This window comes from Pseudomonas sp. LAP_36 (genome assembly GCF_019456785.1).
GTDB classification, from domain to species: domain Bacteria; phylum Pseudomonadota; class Gammaproteobacteria; order Pseudomonadales; family Pseudomonadaceae; genus Aquipseudomonas; species Aquipseudomonas tritici.
Genome location: NZ_JAHZMS010000003.1, coordinates 320,530 through 335,998 on the forward strand (window position 1 = coordinate 320,530; position 15,469 = coordinate 335,998).

The 15,469-nt window shown below is 60.7% G+C and carries 15 protein-coding genes; 4 read left to right on the forward strand and 11 right to left on the reverse strand.

Annotation, left to right across the window (positions count from 1 at the left end; all coding sequences use genetic code 11):
* Position 1: 1 nt before the first annotated feature.
* Positions 2-2,254, reverse strand: coding sequence for a heavy metal translocating P-type ATPase (locus JBO08_RS12555; RefSeq protein WP_065891346.1), 2,253 nt, complete (start codon positions 2,252-2,254; stop codon positions 2-4).
* 85 nt (positions 2,255-2,339) lie between these two features.
* Here JBO08_RS12555 and cadR point away from each other — a divergent pair, with 85 nt between their 5' ends.
* A complete protein-coding gene (gene cadR / locus JBO08_RS12560; RefSeq protein ID WP_049711068.1) occupies positions 2,340-2,780 on the forward strand; it encodes a Cd(II)/Pb(II)-responsive transcriptional regulator in 441 nt (146 codons plus the stop codon).
* A 127-nt stretch (positions 2,781-2,907) separates the two neighbouring features.
* Here the strand turns inward: cadR and JBO08_RS12565 are convergent, their stop codons facing one another.
* The 3 genes from JBO08_RS12565 to JBO08_RS12575 all read right to left on the reverse strand — a co-directional run bounded on the left by JBO08_RS12565 (position 2,908) and on the right by JBO08_RS12575 (position 5,454).
* Positions 2,908-3,741 carry a thymidylate synthase gene (locus JBO08_RS12565; RefSeq protein WP_220074687.1) on the reverse strand — a complete coding sequence of 278 codons (834 nt, stop codon included), beginning with the start codon at positions 3,739-3,741 and terminating at the stop codon, positions 2,908-2,910.
* A gap of 52 nt (positions 3,742-3,793) precedes the next feature.
* Positions 3,794-4,606 carry a prolipoprotein diacylglyceryl transferase gene (lgt, locus tag JBO08_RS12570; protein WP_065874391.1) on the reverse strand — a complete coding sequence of 271 codons (813 nt, stop codon included), beginning with the start codon at positions 4,604-4,606 and terminating at the stop codon, positions 3,794-3,796.
* 65 nt (positions 4,607-4,671) lie between these two features.
* A complete protein-coding gene (locus JBO08_RS12575) occupies positions 4,672-5,454 on the reverse strand; it encodes a sulfite exporter TauE/SafE family protein (protein WP_065874392.1) in 783 nt (260 codons plus the stop codon).
* A gap of 121 nt (positions 5,455-5,575) precedes the next feature.
* Between JBO08_RS12575 and JBO08_RS12580 the strand changes: the two genes are divergently transcribed.
* Entirely contained in the window at positions 5,576-6,322 is a 747-nt protein-coding gene (locus JBO08_RS12580) for an NRDE family protein (protein WP_065874393.1), read from the forward strand.
* Between the two features lie 147 nt (positions 6,323-6,469).
* Here the strand turns inward: JBO08_RS12580 and ptsP are convergent, their stop codons facing one another.
* Together ptsP and JBO08_RS12590 are read right to left on the reverse strand one after the other, a co-directional pair.
* Positions 6,470-8,749 carry a phosphoenolpyruvate--protein phosphotransferase gene (ptsP, locus tag JBO08_RS12585; RefSeq protein ID WP_220074686.1) on the reverse strand — a complete coding sequence of 760 codons (2,280 nt, stop codon included), beginning with the start codon at positions 8,747-8,749 and terminating at the stop codon, positions 6,470-6,472.
* 22 nt (positions 8,750-8,771) lie between these two features.
* Positions 8,772-9,251, reverse strand: coding sequence for an RNA pyrophosphohydrolase (locus JBO08_RS12590; protein ID WP_049713461.1), 480 nt, complete (start codon positions 9,249-9,251; stop codon positions 8,772-8,774).
* Positions 9,252-9,394: 143 nt separating this feature from the next.
* On the opposite strand from JBO08_RS12590, the gene JBO08_RS12595 reads away from it, so the two are divergent.
* A complete protein-coding gene (locus JBO08_RS12595) occupies positions 9,395-10,051 on the forward strand; it encodes an HAD family phosphatase (RefSeq protein WP_065880203.1) in 657 nt (218 codons plus the stop codon).
* A 131-nt stretch (positions 10,052-10,182) separates the two neighbouring features.
* Here JBO08_RS12595 and JBO08_RS12600 read toward each other — a convergent pair whose 3' ends face one another.
* From JBO08_RS12600 to ilvA, 3 genes are read right to left on the reverse strand one after another with little or no spacing between them, the layout of a single operon-like run.
* Positions 10,183-10,650 carry a DUF2269 domain-containing protein gene (locus JBO08_RS12600; protein WP_065874396.1) on the reverse strand — a complete coding sequence of 156 codons (468 nt, stop codon included), beginning with the start codon at positions 10,648-10,650 and terminating at the stop codon, positions 10,183-10,185.
* The gene (locus JBO08_RS12605) at positions 10,651-11,064 is read right to left on the reverse strand and encodes a DUF2269 family protein (protein WP_065874397.1); all 414 of its coding nucleotides are present in this window, start codon (positions 11,062-11,064) and stop codon (positions 10,651-10,653) included.
* 40 nt (positions 11,065-11,104) lie between these two features.
* Positions 11,105-12,619 carry a threonine ammonia-lyase, biosynthetic gene (gene ilvA / locus JBO08_RS12610; RefSeq protein ID WP_065880204.1) on the reverse strand — a complete coding sequence of 505 codons (1,515 nt, stop codon included), beginning with the start codon at positions 12,617-12,619 and terminating at the stop codon, positions 11,105-11,107.
* 136 nt (positions 12,620-12,755) lie between these two features.
* On the opposite strand from ilvA, the gene rpiA reads away from it, so the two are divergent.
* Positions 12,756-13,427 (forward strand): ribose-5-phosphate isomerase RpiA, encoded by a 672-nt coding sequence (rpiA, locus tag JBO08_RS12615; protein WP_065874399.1) that lies wholly within the window; start codon positions 12,756-12,758, stop codon positions 13,425-13,427.
* Positions 13,428-13,491: 64 nt separating this feature from the next.
* Here the strand turns inward: rpiA and JBO08_RS12620 are convergent, their stop codons facing one another.
* Together JBO08_RS12620 and JBO08_RS12625 are read right to left on the reverse strand one after the other, a co-directional pair.
* Positions 13,492-14,406, reverse strand: coding sequence for an SdiA-regulated domain-containing protein (locus JBO08_RS12620; protein WP_065874400.1), 915 nt, complete (start codon positions 14,404-14,406; stop codon positions 13,492-13,494).
* A 120-nt stretch (positions 14,407-14,526) separates the two neighbouring features.
* Positions 14,527-15,453 (reverse strand): SdiA-regulated domain-containing protein, encoded by a 927-nt coding sequence (locus JBO08_RS12625; RefSeq protein WP_065874401.1) that lies wholly within the window; start codon positions 15,451-15,453, stop codon positions 14,527-14,529.
* Positions 15,454-15,469 lie beyond the last annotated feature (16 nt).

The following is a 15,469-nucleotide window of genomic DNA, read 5'->3' on the forward strand; positions in this document are numbered from 1 at the left end:
ATTATTTGCGCAACAGGCGCAGGCCGTTGAACACCACCAGCAGGCTCACGCCCATGTCGGCGAACACCGCCATCCACATGGTGGCCATGCCCAGGAAAGTGACCGCGAGGAAGATCGCCTTGATCACCAGCGCCAGGGCGATGTTCTGCTTGAGGATACTCGACGTTTGCCGCGACAGACGAATGAATGCCGGAATCTTGCGCAAATCATCGTCCATCAGCGCCACATCGGCGGTCTCAATGGCCGTGTCGGTGCCGGCTGCAGCCATGGCAAAACCGATCTCGGCGCGGGCCAGGGCTGGCGCATCGTTGATACCGTCGCCGACCATGCCCACGCGGAACCCTTGGCCATACAGGGCTTCAATGGCTTGCAGCTTATCCGTAGGCAACAGGTCGCCCTGGGCCTGGTCGATGCCGACCTGGGCAGCAATCGCCTGGGCGGTGTGGGTGTTGTCGCCGGTGAGCATCAGGGTTTTGATGCCCAGGTCATGCAACTGCTGGATCGCTTCACGGCTGCTGTCCTTGACCGTGTCGGCGACGGCGAACAGCGCCAGCGGGCCGGACTTGTCGAGCAGCAGCACCACGGACTTGCCCTGTTTTTCCAGGGCGAAGAGTTTCTCTTCCAGCTCCGGTGAGCACAGGCCCAGGTCTTCTACCAGGCGGTGGTTGCCCAGGTGGTAGGTTTCGCCGTTGATATCGCCACGCACGCCACGCCCGGCCAAGGCTTCGAAGTTATCCACAACGTGCATCGGCAGGTTTTTATCCACAGCCGCGTTGGCAATCGCCAGCGACACCGGGTGATCGGAACGCCCGGCCAAACTGGCGGCCAGCGCCGGTGCGCTGTCTTCGATGTTGGGGAAGAGCGCCAAGTAATCGGTTTGCACCGGTTTGCCGTGGGTGATGGTGCCGGTCTTGTCGAGGGCCAGGTAGTCGAGCTTGTAACCACCCTCCAGGTACACGCCGCCCTTGATCAGGATGCCTTTGCGCGCCGCCGCCGCCAGGCCACTGACGATGGTCACAGGCGTGGAAATCACCAAGGCACAGGGGCACGCAACCACCAGCAGGACCAGGGCGCGGTAGATCCAGTCGAACCACACGCCGGCCATGAACAGCGGCGGAATCACCGCTACGCCCAGCGCGAACAGGAACACGGCCGGGGTGTAGATCTTCGAGAAGCGGTCGACGAAACGCTGGGTCGGTGCCCGTGCGCCTTGGGCCTGTTCCACCGCGTGAATGATACGCGCCAAAGTGGAGTTGTTAGCCGCTGCGGTGACTTTGTATTCCAGGGAGCCGGCCTGGTTGATGGTGCCGGCGAAGACTTTATCGCCCACGGCCTTTTCAATCGGCAGGCTTTCGCCAGTGATCGACGCCTGGTCAATCGTCGATTGGCCGGCAGTGACTTCACCGTCCAGGCCGATGCGCTCGCCGGGCTTTACCCGCACGATTGCACCCAGATCAATGCTTTTGACCTCTTTTTCAGCCCATGATCCATCAACCTGCTGCACCGTGGCCTGCTCTGGTGTCATCTGCATCAAGCCACTGATGGCGTTGCGCGCTCTGTCCAGGGACTTGGCTTCGATCAACTCGGCCACGGTGAACAGGAACATCACCATCGCCGCTTCCGGCCATTGGCCGATCAGGATCGCGCCGGTCACCGCGATGCTCATCAGGGCATTGATGTTCAGGTTGAGGTTTTTCAGGGCAATCCAGCCCTTTTTATAGGTGGTGAGGCCGCCGCTGAGAATCGAGATCAGCGCCACCACCGCGATCACCCACGTGGGCGCGGCATTGGTGAAGTGCAGCACTTCGGCGCCCAACGCGCCCACACCGGACAACGCCAGCGGCCACCAGGGTTTCTTGGCGGGCGGCGCGGCGGCCGGAGTGCCTTCCTCGATGGGGTCAGCCTGCATGCCGATGGATTTGATCGCGTCGATGATCGGCGCAGTGCTTGGCAGGTCGTGGGTGACGCCAAGGATGCGATTGATGAGGTTGAATTCCAGCTGCTGCACACCAGCCAGCTTGCCCAGTTTGTTCTGGATCAGCGTCTGCTCGGTGGGGCAGTCCATGGCTTCGATGCGAAAAGTGCTCAGGCGCGAGCCGGCGGTGGGCGCTTCGCTCAGTTGCACCCGCGCAGGGGCTGGGGTGCCGGAACAGCAAGAGCCTCCGTGGCCATGATCATGCACAGGCGTGAGTTTTTTCGGGCCATGATCGTGGTCATGGTCGTGTTTATGCGGGGTGTGGAGGGAATCGCTCATTCTGTCGCGTCCATAAAGGTGCCTGTTGCCAAGTAAAGACCCTGTAGCCACTATAGGGTCAAGCACCCATTTGGAGATTGCCGCAATGAAGATCGGCGAACTGGCCAAACTGACCGACTGCCCGGTTGAAACCATCCGTTATTACGAGAAGGAAGGCCTGTTGCCGCCCCCGGCACGCACCGAGGCCAACTACCGTGTGTACACCCAGGCACACACCGAGCGGCTGATCTTTATCCGCAATTGCCGCAGCCTCGACATGACCTTGGAAGAAATCCGCAGCCTGCTTGGGCTACGCGACAGCCCCCAAGACCAGTGCGAAAACGTGAACGCGTTGATCGATGAGCATATCCACCACGTGAAAGCGCGGATTGATGGGTTGTTGGCATTGCAGGAGCAGTTGCTGGACCTGCGCCAACGCTGTGGCGGCGGGCCGGAATGCGGGATTCTGCAGCGGCTGGAAGTCAGTGGGAGTGTGGCGGCGAGCGAGGCTGAGCCCTCACATGTGGGCAGAAGCCACGGCCATTAACTCAAGTGAGCACGGACCAAATGTGGGAGCGGGCTTGCTCGCGAAGGCGGTGTGTCAGTAACTGAATGTGTATCTGATGTACAGCTTTCGCGAGCAAGCCCGCTCCCACATTTGATCGAGATAATCTTTAGATCGCGACGTCGGCCTTGATGCTTGGGTCGGCGTCGTAGCCCACGATCTCGAAGTCTTCGAACTTGTAGTCATAGATCGACGCAGGCTTACGCTTGATCACCAGTTCCGGCAGCTTCTTCGGCGTGCGCGCCAGCTGGGTCTTGATCTGCTCCATATGGTTGCTGTACGCGTGAGTGTCGCCGGTGGTGACGATGATCTCGTGGGGGATCAGGTCGCACTGCTGGGCCAGCATATGGGTCAGCAACGCCAGCGCAGCGGTGTTGTACGGCAGGCCGAGGAATACGTCGGAGCTGCGGATATACAACTGCATCGACAGGTGACCGTCGTGCACGAATGCCTGGTACAGCAAGTGGCACGGCGGCAGGGCTTGTTTGCCGTTGCGCGCGTTTTCCTGCGGGCTCTTGGTCTCGTCCGGCAGGTACTCGACGTTCCAGCCGTGGAACAGGATGCGGCGGCTGTTCGGGTTGGTCTTGAGCGTGTGGACCATGTAGTCGATCTGGTTGATCGTGCCGCCATCCTTGGTCGGCCAGGCGGTCCACTGCTCGCCGTACACCGGGCCCAGGTCACCTTCTTCGGTCGCCCATTCGTCCCAGATCTTTACGCCGTTTTCGTTGAGCCACTTGATGTTGGTGTTGCCACTCAACATCCAGATCAGCTCGTTGGCGATGCTTTTGAAGTGAAGCTTCTTGGTGGTCAGCAGCGGGAAGCCGTCGGCCAAGTTATGCCGATACTGACGGGCAAACACGGCCTTGGTGCCGGTGCCGGTGCGATCGCCCTTGGTCAATCCATTGGTCATGACGTCGTTCAGTAGTTCGAGATATTGCTTCATTTGTTTACCCGTATCGTTGAAGCCGAGACCTTGCAGGCCTCGGCATTCGAATTTAAAGCGCGGTGTTCTTCAAAGGCTGCGGGCGGTTGTAGGCCCACCACAGCAAGCCCAGGCCGCCCAGGATCATTGGCAGGCTAAGGATCTGCCCCATGGTCACCCAACCGAACGCCAGGTAGCCCAATTGCGCATCCGGCACGCGCACGAACTCGACGATGAATCGGAAGATCCCGTAGAACAACGCGAACATGCCGGACACGGCCATGGTCGGGCGCGGCTTGCGCGAGAAGAGGTACAGGATAAGGAACAGTGCCACGCCTTCCAACGCGAACTGGTAGAGCTGCGACGGGTGGCGCGGCAATTGCGCCGGGTCGCTGAACGGCGGGAACACCATCGCCCACGGCAGGTCGGTCGGCTTGCCCCAGAGTTCGGCATTGATGAAGTTACCGATACGCCCAGCGCCCAGGCCGATCGGCACCATCGGTGCGATGAAGTCCATCAGTTGGAAGAACGACTTGCCGTTACGCCGGCCAAACCACCAGGCGGCGATCATCACGCCGATAAACCCACCGTGGAACGCCATGCCGCCCTTCCACACTTCGAAAATCAGCGTCGGGTTGGCGATGTACGCGGAGAGGTCGTAGAACAGCACATACCCCAGGCGCCCGCCGACGATAACGCCCATCGACAACCAGAAGATCAGGTCGGAGAGCTTCTCCTTGGTCCAGGTCGGATCGAAACGGTTCAGGCGTCGGGAAGCCAGAAACCAGGCACCGCCGATGCCGATCAGGTACATCAACCCGTACCAGTGGATTTTCAGCGGACCGATAGCCAAGGCCACCGGGTCGATCTGCGGGTAAGGCAGCATTGCGACTCCTCGTTAAATCATTCGTTATAGCGCCCGGACCATGCCCGGGCGCGATTAAGCCTGCATTACAACAAAAAGTTTAAACCGACACAGAACAGCAGCCCGGCGAACAACCGCTTGAGCAATCGAGGCGACAACCGATGCGCCAGGCGTGCGCCGAAACGGGCGAACACCATACTGGTCAGCGCAATGCCCAACAGTGCCGGCAAATACACGAACCCTAGACTATGAGCGGGCAACAGCGGGTCATGCCAGCCCAGAATCATGAAACTTAATGCACTGGCCAGCGCAATCGGCAGGCCACAAGCCGATGAAGTGGCCACAGCCTGCTGCATCGGCACGCTGCGCCAGGTCAGGAACGGTACGGTCAGCGAGCCGCCGCCAATCCCGAAAATCGCCGAAGCCCAGCCGATAAATGTGCCGGCGATGGTCAGGCCAACCTTGCCCGGCACCGTTCGGTTGGCCTTGGGCTTGACCTCCAGGGCCAGTTGCACGGCCACCAACAAGGCAAACACGCCGATGATCTTTTGCAGGTGGGGGCCGGAAATCGCCTCGGCGGTCAGTGCACCAAAGCCTGCGCCGATCAGGATACCCACGGTCATCCACACAAAGATCGGCCAACGCACCGCGCCACGCCGATGGTGCTCACGCACGGCATTCACCGAGGTAAAGATGATCGTCGCCAGGGAAGTGCCCACGGCCAGGTGGGTCAGCACTTGCGGATCAAAGCCCTGCAAGGTGAAGCTGAACACCAGCACCGGCACGATGATAATCCCGCCGCCCACGCCAAACAGCCCGGCGAGCACGCCCGCACAGGCGCCGAGCAGCAAATACAGCAGAAATTCCATGGGAGCCCCCAGACCAAGTCCGGCATGTTAACGGATGGAAGGCATGCAACCCAACTGGATACGATGGAACGCCTGCGTTGCTGCCGGTAGAGTGGCAAAAAACACAAAAGGGAATCGCCTGATGTGCCTGATTGTTTTCGCCTGGCGGCCGGGCCACGCCCAACCGCTGATCGTCGCGGCCAACCGTGATGAGTTCTACGCTCGCCCCAGCCTGCCGCTGGCCCAATGGCCGGACGTGCCCGAAGTCTTCGCCGGCCGCGATCAGGAAGCAGGCGGTACCTGGCTGGGGGTGAATGCCGACGGGCGCTTTGCCGCCTTGACCAATATCCGCGACCCGCACCAGCCGCCGGCACGTAAGTCGCGCGGGGAGTTAGTGGCGCGGTTTCTCAGTGGTTCGTTGCCGATTGAAGCGTATCTGGCCGATGTTAACGGTCGATCGATTGAATATGCCGGGTTTAACCTGCTGGTGGGTACGCGCAATGAGTTGTGGCACTACAACGCTAATCACACTGAGCCGACGCGTTTGGAGGCCGGGGTGTATGGGTTGTCCAATGCCGGGCTGGACACGCCGTGGCCCAAGCTGATCAAGGCCAAAGCGGCGTTGAGCGAGATGCTGGAGGACCCGCAGCCTGAGGCGTTGTTGGATATTTTGAGTGATCCGCAGACGGCGCCGTTTGCGGATTTGCCGGATACCGGGGTGGGCTTGGCGACTGAGAGTTTGTTGTCGAGCGTGTTTATTGCCAGCCCGAGTTACGGCACGCGGGCGAGTACGGCGTTGATTGTGAATGCAGATGGGTCGCGGCGGATGGTGGAGCGCAGTTTTGGGCCGCATGGTGGGCGACTTGGCGAGGTAGAACTCAGCTTGTAGTGAGCGGGCTTGCCCCGCGCTGGGTGGCGAAGCCGCCCCAAAACCAGCTAACCGGCTCTATCTGAAAGCATGCGGTGATTGTATTAGGGCTGCTTCGCAGCCCAGCGCGGGGCAAGCCCGCTCACTACAAAAGCCCACCATCTGAAGTCAGAGGCTCTTCGCGGAGCCCGGGTTGATCATCCGCGTCAGCCCCAGGTTCTTCAGCGCCAGTTGCAGCGAGCTGTGGATAACTTGCGGGTTGTCGATGGTCATCAGCTCTGCCAGCAGATCCTTGGCCATGCTCAGTTCGACCTGACGCAGCATCCACTTCACCTTCGGCAAGTTGGTAGCGTTCATCGACAGGCTGTCAAAGCCCATCGCCATCAACAGCACCGCCGCCGCGGGGTCGCCGGCCATTTCACCGCAGATGCTCACCGGCTTGCCTTCGGCATGGGCGTCGCGCACCACGTGTTGCAAGGCTTGCAGCACCGCCGGGTGCAGGTAGTCGTAGAGGTCGGCCACCCGTGGGTTGTTACGGTCCACGGCCAGCAGGTATTGGGTCAGGTCGTTGGAACCCACCGAAAGGAAATCCACCTGCCGCGCCAGCTCTTTAGCCTGGTACACCGCCGCCGGGATTTCGATCATCACGCCAATCGGCGGCATCGGTACGTCGGCGCCTTCATCGCGCACTTCGCCCCACGCGCGGTGGATCAGGTGCAGCGCCTCTTCCAGCTCATGGGTGCCGGAAATCATCGGCAGCAGGATGCGCAGGTTATTCAGGCCTTCGCTGGCCTTGAGCATGGCGCGGGTTTGTACGAGGAAAATTTCAGGATGGTCGAGCGTGACGCGAATGCCGCGCCAGCCAAGGAAGGGGTTGTCTTCCTTGATCGGGAAATACGACAGTGACTTGTCGCCGCCGATGTCCAGGCTGCGCATGGTCACCGGTAGCGGGTGGAAGGCCTGCAGTTGCTCGCGATAAATCGCCAGCTGCTCCTTCTCGCTCGGAAAACGCTGATTGATCATGAACGGCACTTCGGTGCGGTACAGGCCCACCCCTTCGGCGCCGCGCTGTTGCGCACGGGCTACATCCGCCAGCAAGCCAGTGTTGACCAGCAGCGGCACACGATGCCCATCGGTGGTCACGCACGGCAGTTCGCGCAATGAGTCGAGGCCCAGCGCCAGCTGTTTCTCTTCTTCAACCACTTCGGCGTATTGCTTGCGCAGCACGTCGCTGGGGTTGGTAAACACTTCGCCGCGATGGCCATCGACGATCATGTCGATGCCATCCACTTTGGAATATGGCAGGTCCACCAGGCCCATTACCGTCGGGATGCCCATGGCCCGGGCCAGGATCGCGACGTGGGAGTTACCCGAACCGAGTACCGACACCAGGCCCACCAGTTTGCCCTCTGGCACTTCGCCGAGCATGGTGGCGGTCAGTTCTTCACTGATCAGGATGGTGTTGTCGGGGTAGACCAGGTTGGTGGTGCGGTCTTCCTGCAGGTAGGCCAGCAGACGGCGACCGAGGTCACGCACATCCGAAGCACGCTCGCGCAGGTAGGCGTCGTCCATCAATTCGAAACGGTTGACGTGATCGGTGACCACCTGGCGCAACGCGCCCTGAGCCCACTGGCCGGTCTTGATCACAGTCTTGACTTCGTTACCCAGGGACGCGTCATCGAGCATCATCTGGTACACGTCGAACAGCGCGCGCTCTTCGGGCCGCAGCTGGGTCGCCAACTTGGTCGAGAGGTTGCGCATGTCGGCGCGCACGCCTTCCAGGGCGGTCTTGAACAGTTTGATTTCGGCGTCGATGTCTTTGACGGTCTTGTCCGGCACCACATCCAGGTCCGCCGGCGGCAACATGACCACCGCCGTACCAACCGCAGCGCCCGGCGAGCCCGGCACGCCGACGAACTTGGCTTCCTGGATGCCCTTGCCTTCACGCCCCAGGCCGCGAATCGAGCCCGTCGCCTCGGCGTGGGCGATAACCCCGGCCAATTGCGCACTCATCGTCACCAGGAAGGCTTCTTCACCTTCGTCGAACTGACGGCGCTCTTTTTGCTGGATGACCAACACGCCCACAACGCGGCGGTGGTGAATGATCGGTGCGCCGAGGAACGAGGCGTAACGCTCTTCGCCGGTTTCGGCAAAGTAGCGGTAACGCGGGTGATCGGCTGCATGTTCGAGATTCAGGGGTTCTTCACGCGTCCCCACCAGGCCCACCAGACCTTCATTGGGCGCCATGCTGACCTTGCCGATGGAGCGCTTGTTCAGGCCCTCGGTGGCCATCAGCACAAAACGGTTGGTCTCGGGGTCCAGCAGGTAAACCGAGCAGACCTGGCTGCCCATGGCTTCCTTGACGCGCAACACAATAATCCCCAACGCCGCCTTGAGATCCTTGGCGGAGTTAACTTCCTGGACGATCTTGCGCAGCGTATTGAGCATGGCTCGGGGTCGAACTCCGTCGTCAGTCGCGCGCTAAAAGGCGCGGGGCAAGCTCTTTGAGAGCGCGACGATACACTTCGCGCTTGAATGTCACCACCTGGCCCAACGGGTACCAATAGCTGACCCAGCGCCAGCCATCGAACTCCGGTTTACCGGTCAAATCCATCCGCACCCGCTGCTCGTCGGAGATCAGGCGCAGGAGAAACCATTTCTGCTTCTGGCCGATGCACAGCGGTTGGCTGTGGGTACGCACCAGGCGTTGCGGCAAACGATAGCGCAACCAGCCACGGGTACAGGCCAGAATCTGCACATCTTCACGCTCAAGGCCGACTTCTTCATTCAACTCACGGTACAAGGCGTCTTCAGGGGTTTCGTCGGGGTTGATTCCGCCTTGAGGAAACTGCCAGGCATCTTGGTTGATTCGGCGAGCCCATAGCACCTGTCCGGCATCATTCGTAAGAATAATCCCGACATTAGGACGGAAACCATCGGGGTCGATCACGGCAACAACCTCGCAAACGCATGTCGCCGCATTGTTCCACAAAGGTTGTTCCAGCGGCAACGAGGCTTCTTACCTTATGTGCACTCTTGTGAAAAGACCGTATTCTGGACGCCTTTTTACAGACTTTTCAGCGAGTAACTGCAATGCGCCTGGCTTTATTCGACTTGGACAACACCCTTCTTGGCGGTGACAGCGATCACGCCTGGGGCGATTACCTCTGTGAACGCGGGATTCTCGACCCCGTCGCCTACAAGGCGCGCAACGACGAGTTCTACCAGGATTACCTGGCCGGCAAGCTGGACAATGCCGCCTACCTGAACTTCAGCCTGGAAATCCTCGGCCGTACCGAGATGGCCCAACTGGATGAGTGGCACAATGACTTCATGCGCGACTGCATCGAGCCGCTGATGCTGCCGCTGGCCGCCGAACTGCTGGCCAAGCACCGCGCCGCCGGTGACACGCTGGTGATCATCACCGCCACCAACCGTTTCGTCACCGCGCCGATTGCCGCACGCCTGGGCGTGGAAACCCTGATCGCCACCGAGTGCGAGATGGAAAACGGCCGTTATACCGGGCGCAGCACCGACGTGCCGTGCTTTCGCGAGGGCAAGGTGACACGTTTGAATCGCTGGCTGGCAGAGACCGGGTTCAGCCTGGAAGACAGTTACTTCTACAGCGACTCGATGAATGATTTACCGCTGCTGGAGCAAGTGACTCATCCGGTGGCAGTGGATCCGGACCCGAATTTGCGGGCCGAGGCCGAGAAGCGTGGCTGGCCGGTCATCACGTTGCGCAGCTGACCTGTAGTGAGCGGGCTTGCCCCGCGCTGGGCTGCGAAGCAGCCCTAATACAGACAATGCCGAATTCCAGATGAATCCAATTCGCCTGGTTTGGGGCGGCTCCGCCACCCAGCGCGGGGCAAGCCCGCTCACTACATAGGCTTGGCCACCATCAAGTAGAAAATCGCCATAAACGCCAGGAACGCCGGCCACCCCAGGCCAAACCACCAGCGCATATAGGTCGTGGCCTTGATCGGCATCGCCGTCCCCTCCCGCAACGCCCGCTCCGCCATCTTGTGTACGCGAATCTGCAACCACACCACCGGCAGCCAGCAGATCCCCGCCAGCACATACAAACCGAACGTCCACTGCAACCAACTCTGCTGCAGCGACCAGCCCGCCAGATGCATCAAGCCAATCCCGCTCAACGGCTGGAACACCGCCGTGGTCGCGGTAAACGCCCAATCGGCGAACACCAAGTGCTTGAAGGTCACGGCGATCACTTCCACGTTGCCGGTGCGCCAGGCGCGTAACGCGTAGTAAGCCGAGCCCGCGCCCAGCCCGAACAGTACGGTCGACGAGAGAATATGCAGGGTTTTCAGCAGCAGGTAGGCACTCATTCAGACAGGCTTGGCACCCATCAAACCGGCAATCGCCACAAACCCCACCAGGCTGATTACCGCCAGCACCAACGTGAAGTTCAAGCTGCCGCCCTCGCCCTTACGCAGGCGATTAAGCCGCGCCACCAGCCAGAACCACGCCAGCGCCGCCACGGTGTAGAGGATGCTGGAACCGAGGATCCAGGTCTGGCCCAGCGGCCAGCCGGTCAGGTGCACCAGCCACCAACCGGTAAACGGCATGCTGACGACGCAAATGCCCATCAACAACCAGACGAACGCCCACGGGCGTTGCACGGTCACCGCCGGGCCGGCGCTGCGCTTGCGCCAGGCCAGCAACGCCAAGCCCAGGCCGCTGAGCAGCAGCAATACGGTGGCCGCGATGTGGATAACTTTCAGGGTGGTCAGGGTTTCCATGTGTCGTCTTCCTTAAGGCCGCCCCAATCAGCGTAGTCGCTCATCCGAGGAACAGTGTGTAGGCCGGGTTATCGCTTTCATCCCAGTACGGGTAGCCGATGGCTTCCAGGGCTGCCGGTACCAGGTGGCGCTCGTCCGCCGGCACTTGCAGGCCGGCGACCACACGGCCGTCTGCTGCGCCGTGGTTGCGATAGTGGAACATCGAGATGTTCCAACGCCCGCCCAATTTGTTAAGAAAGTTGAACAAGGCGCCCGGACGCTCCGGGAATTCGAAGCGAAACACCACTTCATTGCTGACGTGGGCCGCATGGCCGCCGACCATGTGGCGGATGTGCAACTTGGCCAGCTCGTTCTCGGTCAGGTCCAGCACCGGGAAACCCTGGCTGGTGAGGCTGGTGATCAGCGCGCTGCGCGGGTCGGTTTCCGGGTGGGTCTGCACGCCGACAAAAATGTGTGCCTCACTGCCGGAGTGGAAGCGATAGTTGAATTCGGTGATCTGGCGCTTGCCCACAGCCTCGCAGAACGCCTTGAAGCTGCCGGGCTTTTCGGGGATGGTCACGGCGATGATGGCTTCGCGGCCTTCACCCAACTCGGCGCGCTCGGCCACATGGCGCAGGCGGTCGAAGTTGACGTTGGCGCCGGAGTCGATCGCCACCAGGGTCTGCCCGGTAACGCCACGGGTCTCGACGTATTTCTTGATACCTGCCACGCCCAAGGCGCCCGCTGGTTCGGTGATGGAGCGGGTGTCGTCGTAGATATCCTTGATCGCCGCACAGATTTCATCGGTGCTCACGGTGATCACTTCATCGACGTAGTCCTTGCAGATGTCGAAGGTGTGCTGGCCGATCTGTGCCACCGCCACGCCATCGGCAAAGAGGCCCACGGTCGGCAGCACCACGCGCTCACCCGCCGCCATCGCGGCTTGCAGGCAATTGGAATCGTCCGGTTCGACGCCAATGATTTTGATCTCTGGGCGCAGGTATTTCACATAGGCCGCAATACCCGCGATCAGCCCGCCGCCGCCCACCGGTACAAAAATCGCGTCCAGCGGCCCCGGGTGCTGGCGCAGAATTTCCATCGCCACGGTGCCCTGCCCGGCAATGGTGTGTGGATCATCGTAGGGGTGAATGTAGACGTAGCCTTTTTCGTCGACCAGTTTCAGCGAGTAGGCCAGAGCTTCCGGGAAGGAATCGCCATGCAGCACCACTTTGCCGCCACGCGAGCGCACGCCTTCGACCTTGATCTCCGGAGTGGTCTTGGGCATGACAATAGTGGCTTTCACCCCCAGTACCTTGGCCGCCAGGGCTAGGCCCTGGGCATGGTTGCCCGCCGACGCCGTGACCACACCGCGCGCACGCTCTTCGGCGCTCAGTTGGGTCAGCTTGTTGTAGGCGCCGCGAATCTTGAACGAGAACACCGGCTGCAAGTCTTCACGCTTGAGCCAGACCTTGTTGCCCAGCCGTTCGGAAAGCTGGCGGGCGGTCTGCAACGGGGTTTCTACGGCAACGTCGTAAACGCGCGAGGTGAGGATCTTTTTGACGTACTGTTCAAGCATCGGCGGAAATCACTGGGCGGGATGGGCAGGGCCAAGGAGTCTAACCCAGCGTTCGGCCGGGCGACCACACGAATCCAGAGGTTTTGTTGGGTTATACTCGCGCCCCTCTTTACTCCCCGCCCGTTCCGGAGCCCGCATGACCCAGGATCAACTCAAACAGGCAGTGGCCCAGGCCGCCGTCGATTTAATCCTTCCTAAACTCGACGACAAGAGCATCGTCGGTGTCGGCACCGGCTCCACCGCCAACTGCTTTATCGATGCACTGGCTCAGCACAAGGGCGCATTCGACGGCGCCGTGGCCAGCTCCGAAGCCACCGCCGCGCGCCTCAAGGGCCATGGGATTCCGGTGTATGAGCTCAACACCGTGAGCGACCTGGAGTTCTACGTTGACGGTGCCGATGAAAGCGACGAACACCTGAACTTGATCAAAGGCGGCGGCGCAGCCCTGACCCGCGAGAAGATCGTCGCGGCCGTGGCCAAGACCTTTATCTGCATCGCGGACGCCAGCAAGCTGGTGCCGGTACTCGGCGCGTTCCCGTTGCCGGTTGAGGTCATCCCGATGGCCCGTAGCCACGTGGCCCGCGAGTTGGTGAAACTGGGCGGCGACCCGGTGTACCGCGAAGGCGTGTTGACTGACAACGGCAACATCATCCTCGACGTGTTCAACATGCAGATCACCAATCCGGTGGCGCTTGAGACGCAGATCAACGCGATCGTTGGTGTAGTCACCAATGGTTTGTTCGCGGCGCGTCCGGCGGATGTGTTGTTGCTGGGCACTTCCGACGGTGTGAAAACCCTCAAGGCCTAACCCCACCGGCTGTGCTTTATGTGGGAGCAGGCAAGCCAGCTCCCACATTTGGTTCTGTGGTGCTTCAGGGATTTGGCTTCTTGAACACGTAGAACAGGTTCGGCTCGCTGGTCAGGTACAAGTTACCGTCATCATCCATCGCGATCCCTTCCGCCTGGGGCACGCGCTTCTTCAGGCCATGGCGCCCGTTCAGCAGCGACAGACTGCTCAACGGGCGACCGTCGATATCCAGTTCCAGCACCAGAAACGACTCATCCGACAGCGCCAAGAGATGGCCGCTGCGCTCGTCGTATTGCAGGCTCGAGAGGTCACGCACAAACAGCCCGGCGTCACGCTTGGGGTTGTTGATCACGTGCACCGAGTAGGTTTTTTCCGGTTTGAAATGGGGAAAGCCATGGACCTCATAGATCAGCATCGGGTCGCGCTCCTTGGCGACGAACAGGCGCTTGCCCACCGAGTCGTACGCCAGGCCTTCAAACCCCTTATTGCCGCCAACGTGCAGGCCCAGCGTCATTTGCTCCGCATCGGCGGCGTCGAGGAATTGGGTGTCGTCATCCACATGGACCTTGATCAAGCGCTGCTGGCGCTCATCGCTAATGACATAAGTGTTGTCGCTGATAAATTCCACCGCCTCGGCATCGCCAAATCCCACCAAGGGAATACGCCGCAGGATCTTGCCCTCCAGCGACAACTCGATCAGTTCGGCGTTTTTATTGGTGACGGTAAACAGGCTTTTGCGCACTGGGTCGTAGGTAAGAGCCGAGACGTCGTCGTTGAGCCCCTCGATCACCTGGGCCTCCAGGGCTACCCGGTAGTCCGCCAGGCCGATGGAGCGCTCATTCACCGGCTTGCGCCACACTTGCCAGTTGAACCAAGCGCGCTCGAACAGGCGAAAATGCTGCGCAACGACCCCGGCGCTGACCAGGGCGATCAGTGCAAGAATAAAGAACATAGGTTTGGGGCGGGCTAGTCGTCGCATCGGAGGGGCTCAAGTTCAAAAGTGGCGAATGAATATCACGCCTGTCTGAATTTAAACTTAAACGTACCCCAGTGTCTGGCGAATGCCGCTGATAGAGAAATATCCGACGCAATCTGTCCGTTATTTCTGTTTTTCGAAGCGATAGAACAGGTTTGGCTCGCTGACCATGTACAGCGTGCCGTCGTCGTCCATGGTCACGCCCTCTGCACGGGGAATGGTGTTTTTAAGGCCGTTGAAACCGCCGAGCAAGGTCATGAAGCTGACTTGCCCGCCCTTCTCGTCCAGCTCCAGCAACAGGTGGGAATCAGCCGACAGCACCAGTAAATGGCCGGTCCGCGGGTCGACGGCCAGGGCCGAGAGGTTACGCATATCCAGCTCGGTGCTGGCGAGCTTTTGCTTGCTGCCGACCAGGGCCTGGCTGCCGTCGCTTTTCCAGGTAAACAGTGCCGGCGGGCGTTCCTCACCGAACACCAGTTGCTGGTTAGGCTTGTCCCAAGCCACGGCCTCAAACGCTTTGTTTTGATCCTTGGAGGGGCCCAGGTCGTAACTCGGGAAGTCAGCCTTGTTCAATTGCTGGGTGGTGGCGACGACCTTGACGAGGGTCACCGTGTGCTGGCGCTCATCGACCACCGCCATCAAACCGTTTTCCATCACGGTGATACCTTCCGGGTTATCCCAGCCATTGAGCGGCATCTTGCGCAACACATCGCCTTGCAGGCTCAACTCGACGAGGAATGGGTTTTTGCCCATCACGGAAAACAGGGTTTTGGTCTGAGGGTTGTAGGAGACGTCCGAAGCCTCGTCCTTCTCCATCCCCGGCAAAAGCTTGCCATCGATGACGGCATGATAGTCCGGCAGCCACACGCTCTCTTGGCGCTCGGCGGGGGTTTCGAAGCGTTCCAGCATCCACAGTACGCCGCGATCATCCCAGTGCATGGCCCAGGCAACGCCGTACACAATCACGCCCGCCAGCAATAGCCAGGAATACCAGCGCAGGGCAAGGCGGGAACGCAGCTTGGGGGTGACGGTAGGCAGGGGCACGGCCATTGGGTGCTTTTTCCGG

Coding starts and splice junctions, on each gene's coding strand:
- JBO08_RS12555 (WP_065891346.1), bottom strand. CDS start 2,254: ATGAGCGATTCCCTCCACACCCCGCATAAACACGACCATGACCACGAT.
- cadR (WP_049711068.1), top strand. CDS start 2,340: ATGAAGATCGGCGAACTGGCCAAACTGACCGACTGCCCGGTTGAAACC.
- JBO08_RS12565 (WP_220074687.1), bottom strand. CDS start 3,741: ATGAAGCAATATCTCGAACTACTGAACGACGTCATGACCAATGGATTG.
- lgt (WP_065874391.1), bottom strand. CDS start 4,606: ATGCTGCCTTACCCGCAGATCGACCCGGTGGCCTTGGCTATCGGTCCG.
- JBO08_RS12575 (WP_065874392.1), bottom strand. CDS start 5,454: ATGGAATTTCTGCTGTATTTGCTGCTCGGCGCCTGTGCGGGCGTGCTC.
- JBO08_RS12580 (WP_065874393.1), top strand. CDS start 5,576: ATGTGCCTGATTGTTTTCGCCTGGCGGCCGGGCCACGCCCAACCGCTG.
- ptsP (WP_220074686.1), bottom strand. CDS start 8,749: ATGCTCAATACGCTGCGCAAGATCGTCCAGGAAGTTAACTCCGCCAAG.
- JBO08_RS12595 (WP_065880203.1), top strand. CDS start 9,395: ATGCGCCTGGCTTTATTCGACTTGGACAACACCCTTCTTGGCGGTGAC.
- JBO08_RS12600 (WP_065874396.1), bottom strand. CDS start 10,650: ATGAGTGCCTACCTGCTGCTGAAAACCCTGCATATTCTCTCGTCGACC.
- JBO08_RS12605 (WP_065874397.1), bottom strand. CDS start 11,064: ATGGAAACCCTGACCACCCTGAAAGTTATCCACATCGCGGCCACCGTA.
- ilvA (WP_065880204.1), bottom strand. CDS start 12,619: ATGCTTGAACAGTACGTCAAAAAGATCCTCACCTCGCGCGTTTACGAC.
- rpiA (WP_065874399.1), top strand. CDS start 12,756: ATGACCCAGGATCAACTCAAACAGGCAGTGGCCCAGGCCGCCGTCGAT.
- JBO08_RS12620 (WP_065874400.1), bottom strand. CDS start 14,406: ATGCGACGACTAGCCCGCCCCAAACCTATGTTCTTTATTCTTGCACTG.
- JBO08_RS12625 (WP_065874401.1), bottom strand. CDS start 15,453: ATGGCCGTGCCCCTGCCTACCGTCACCCCCAAGCTGCGTTCCCGCCTT.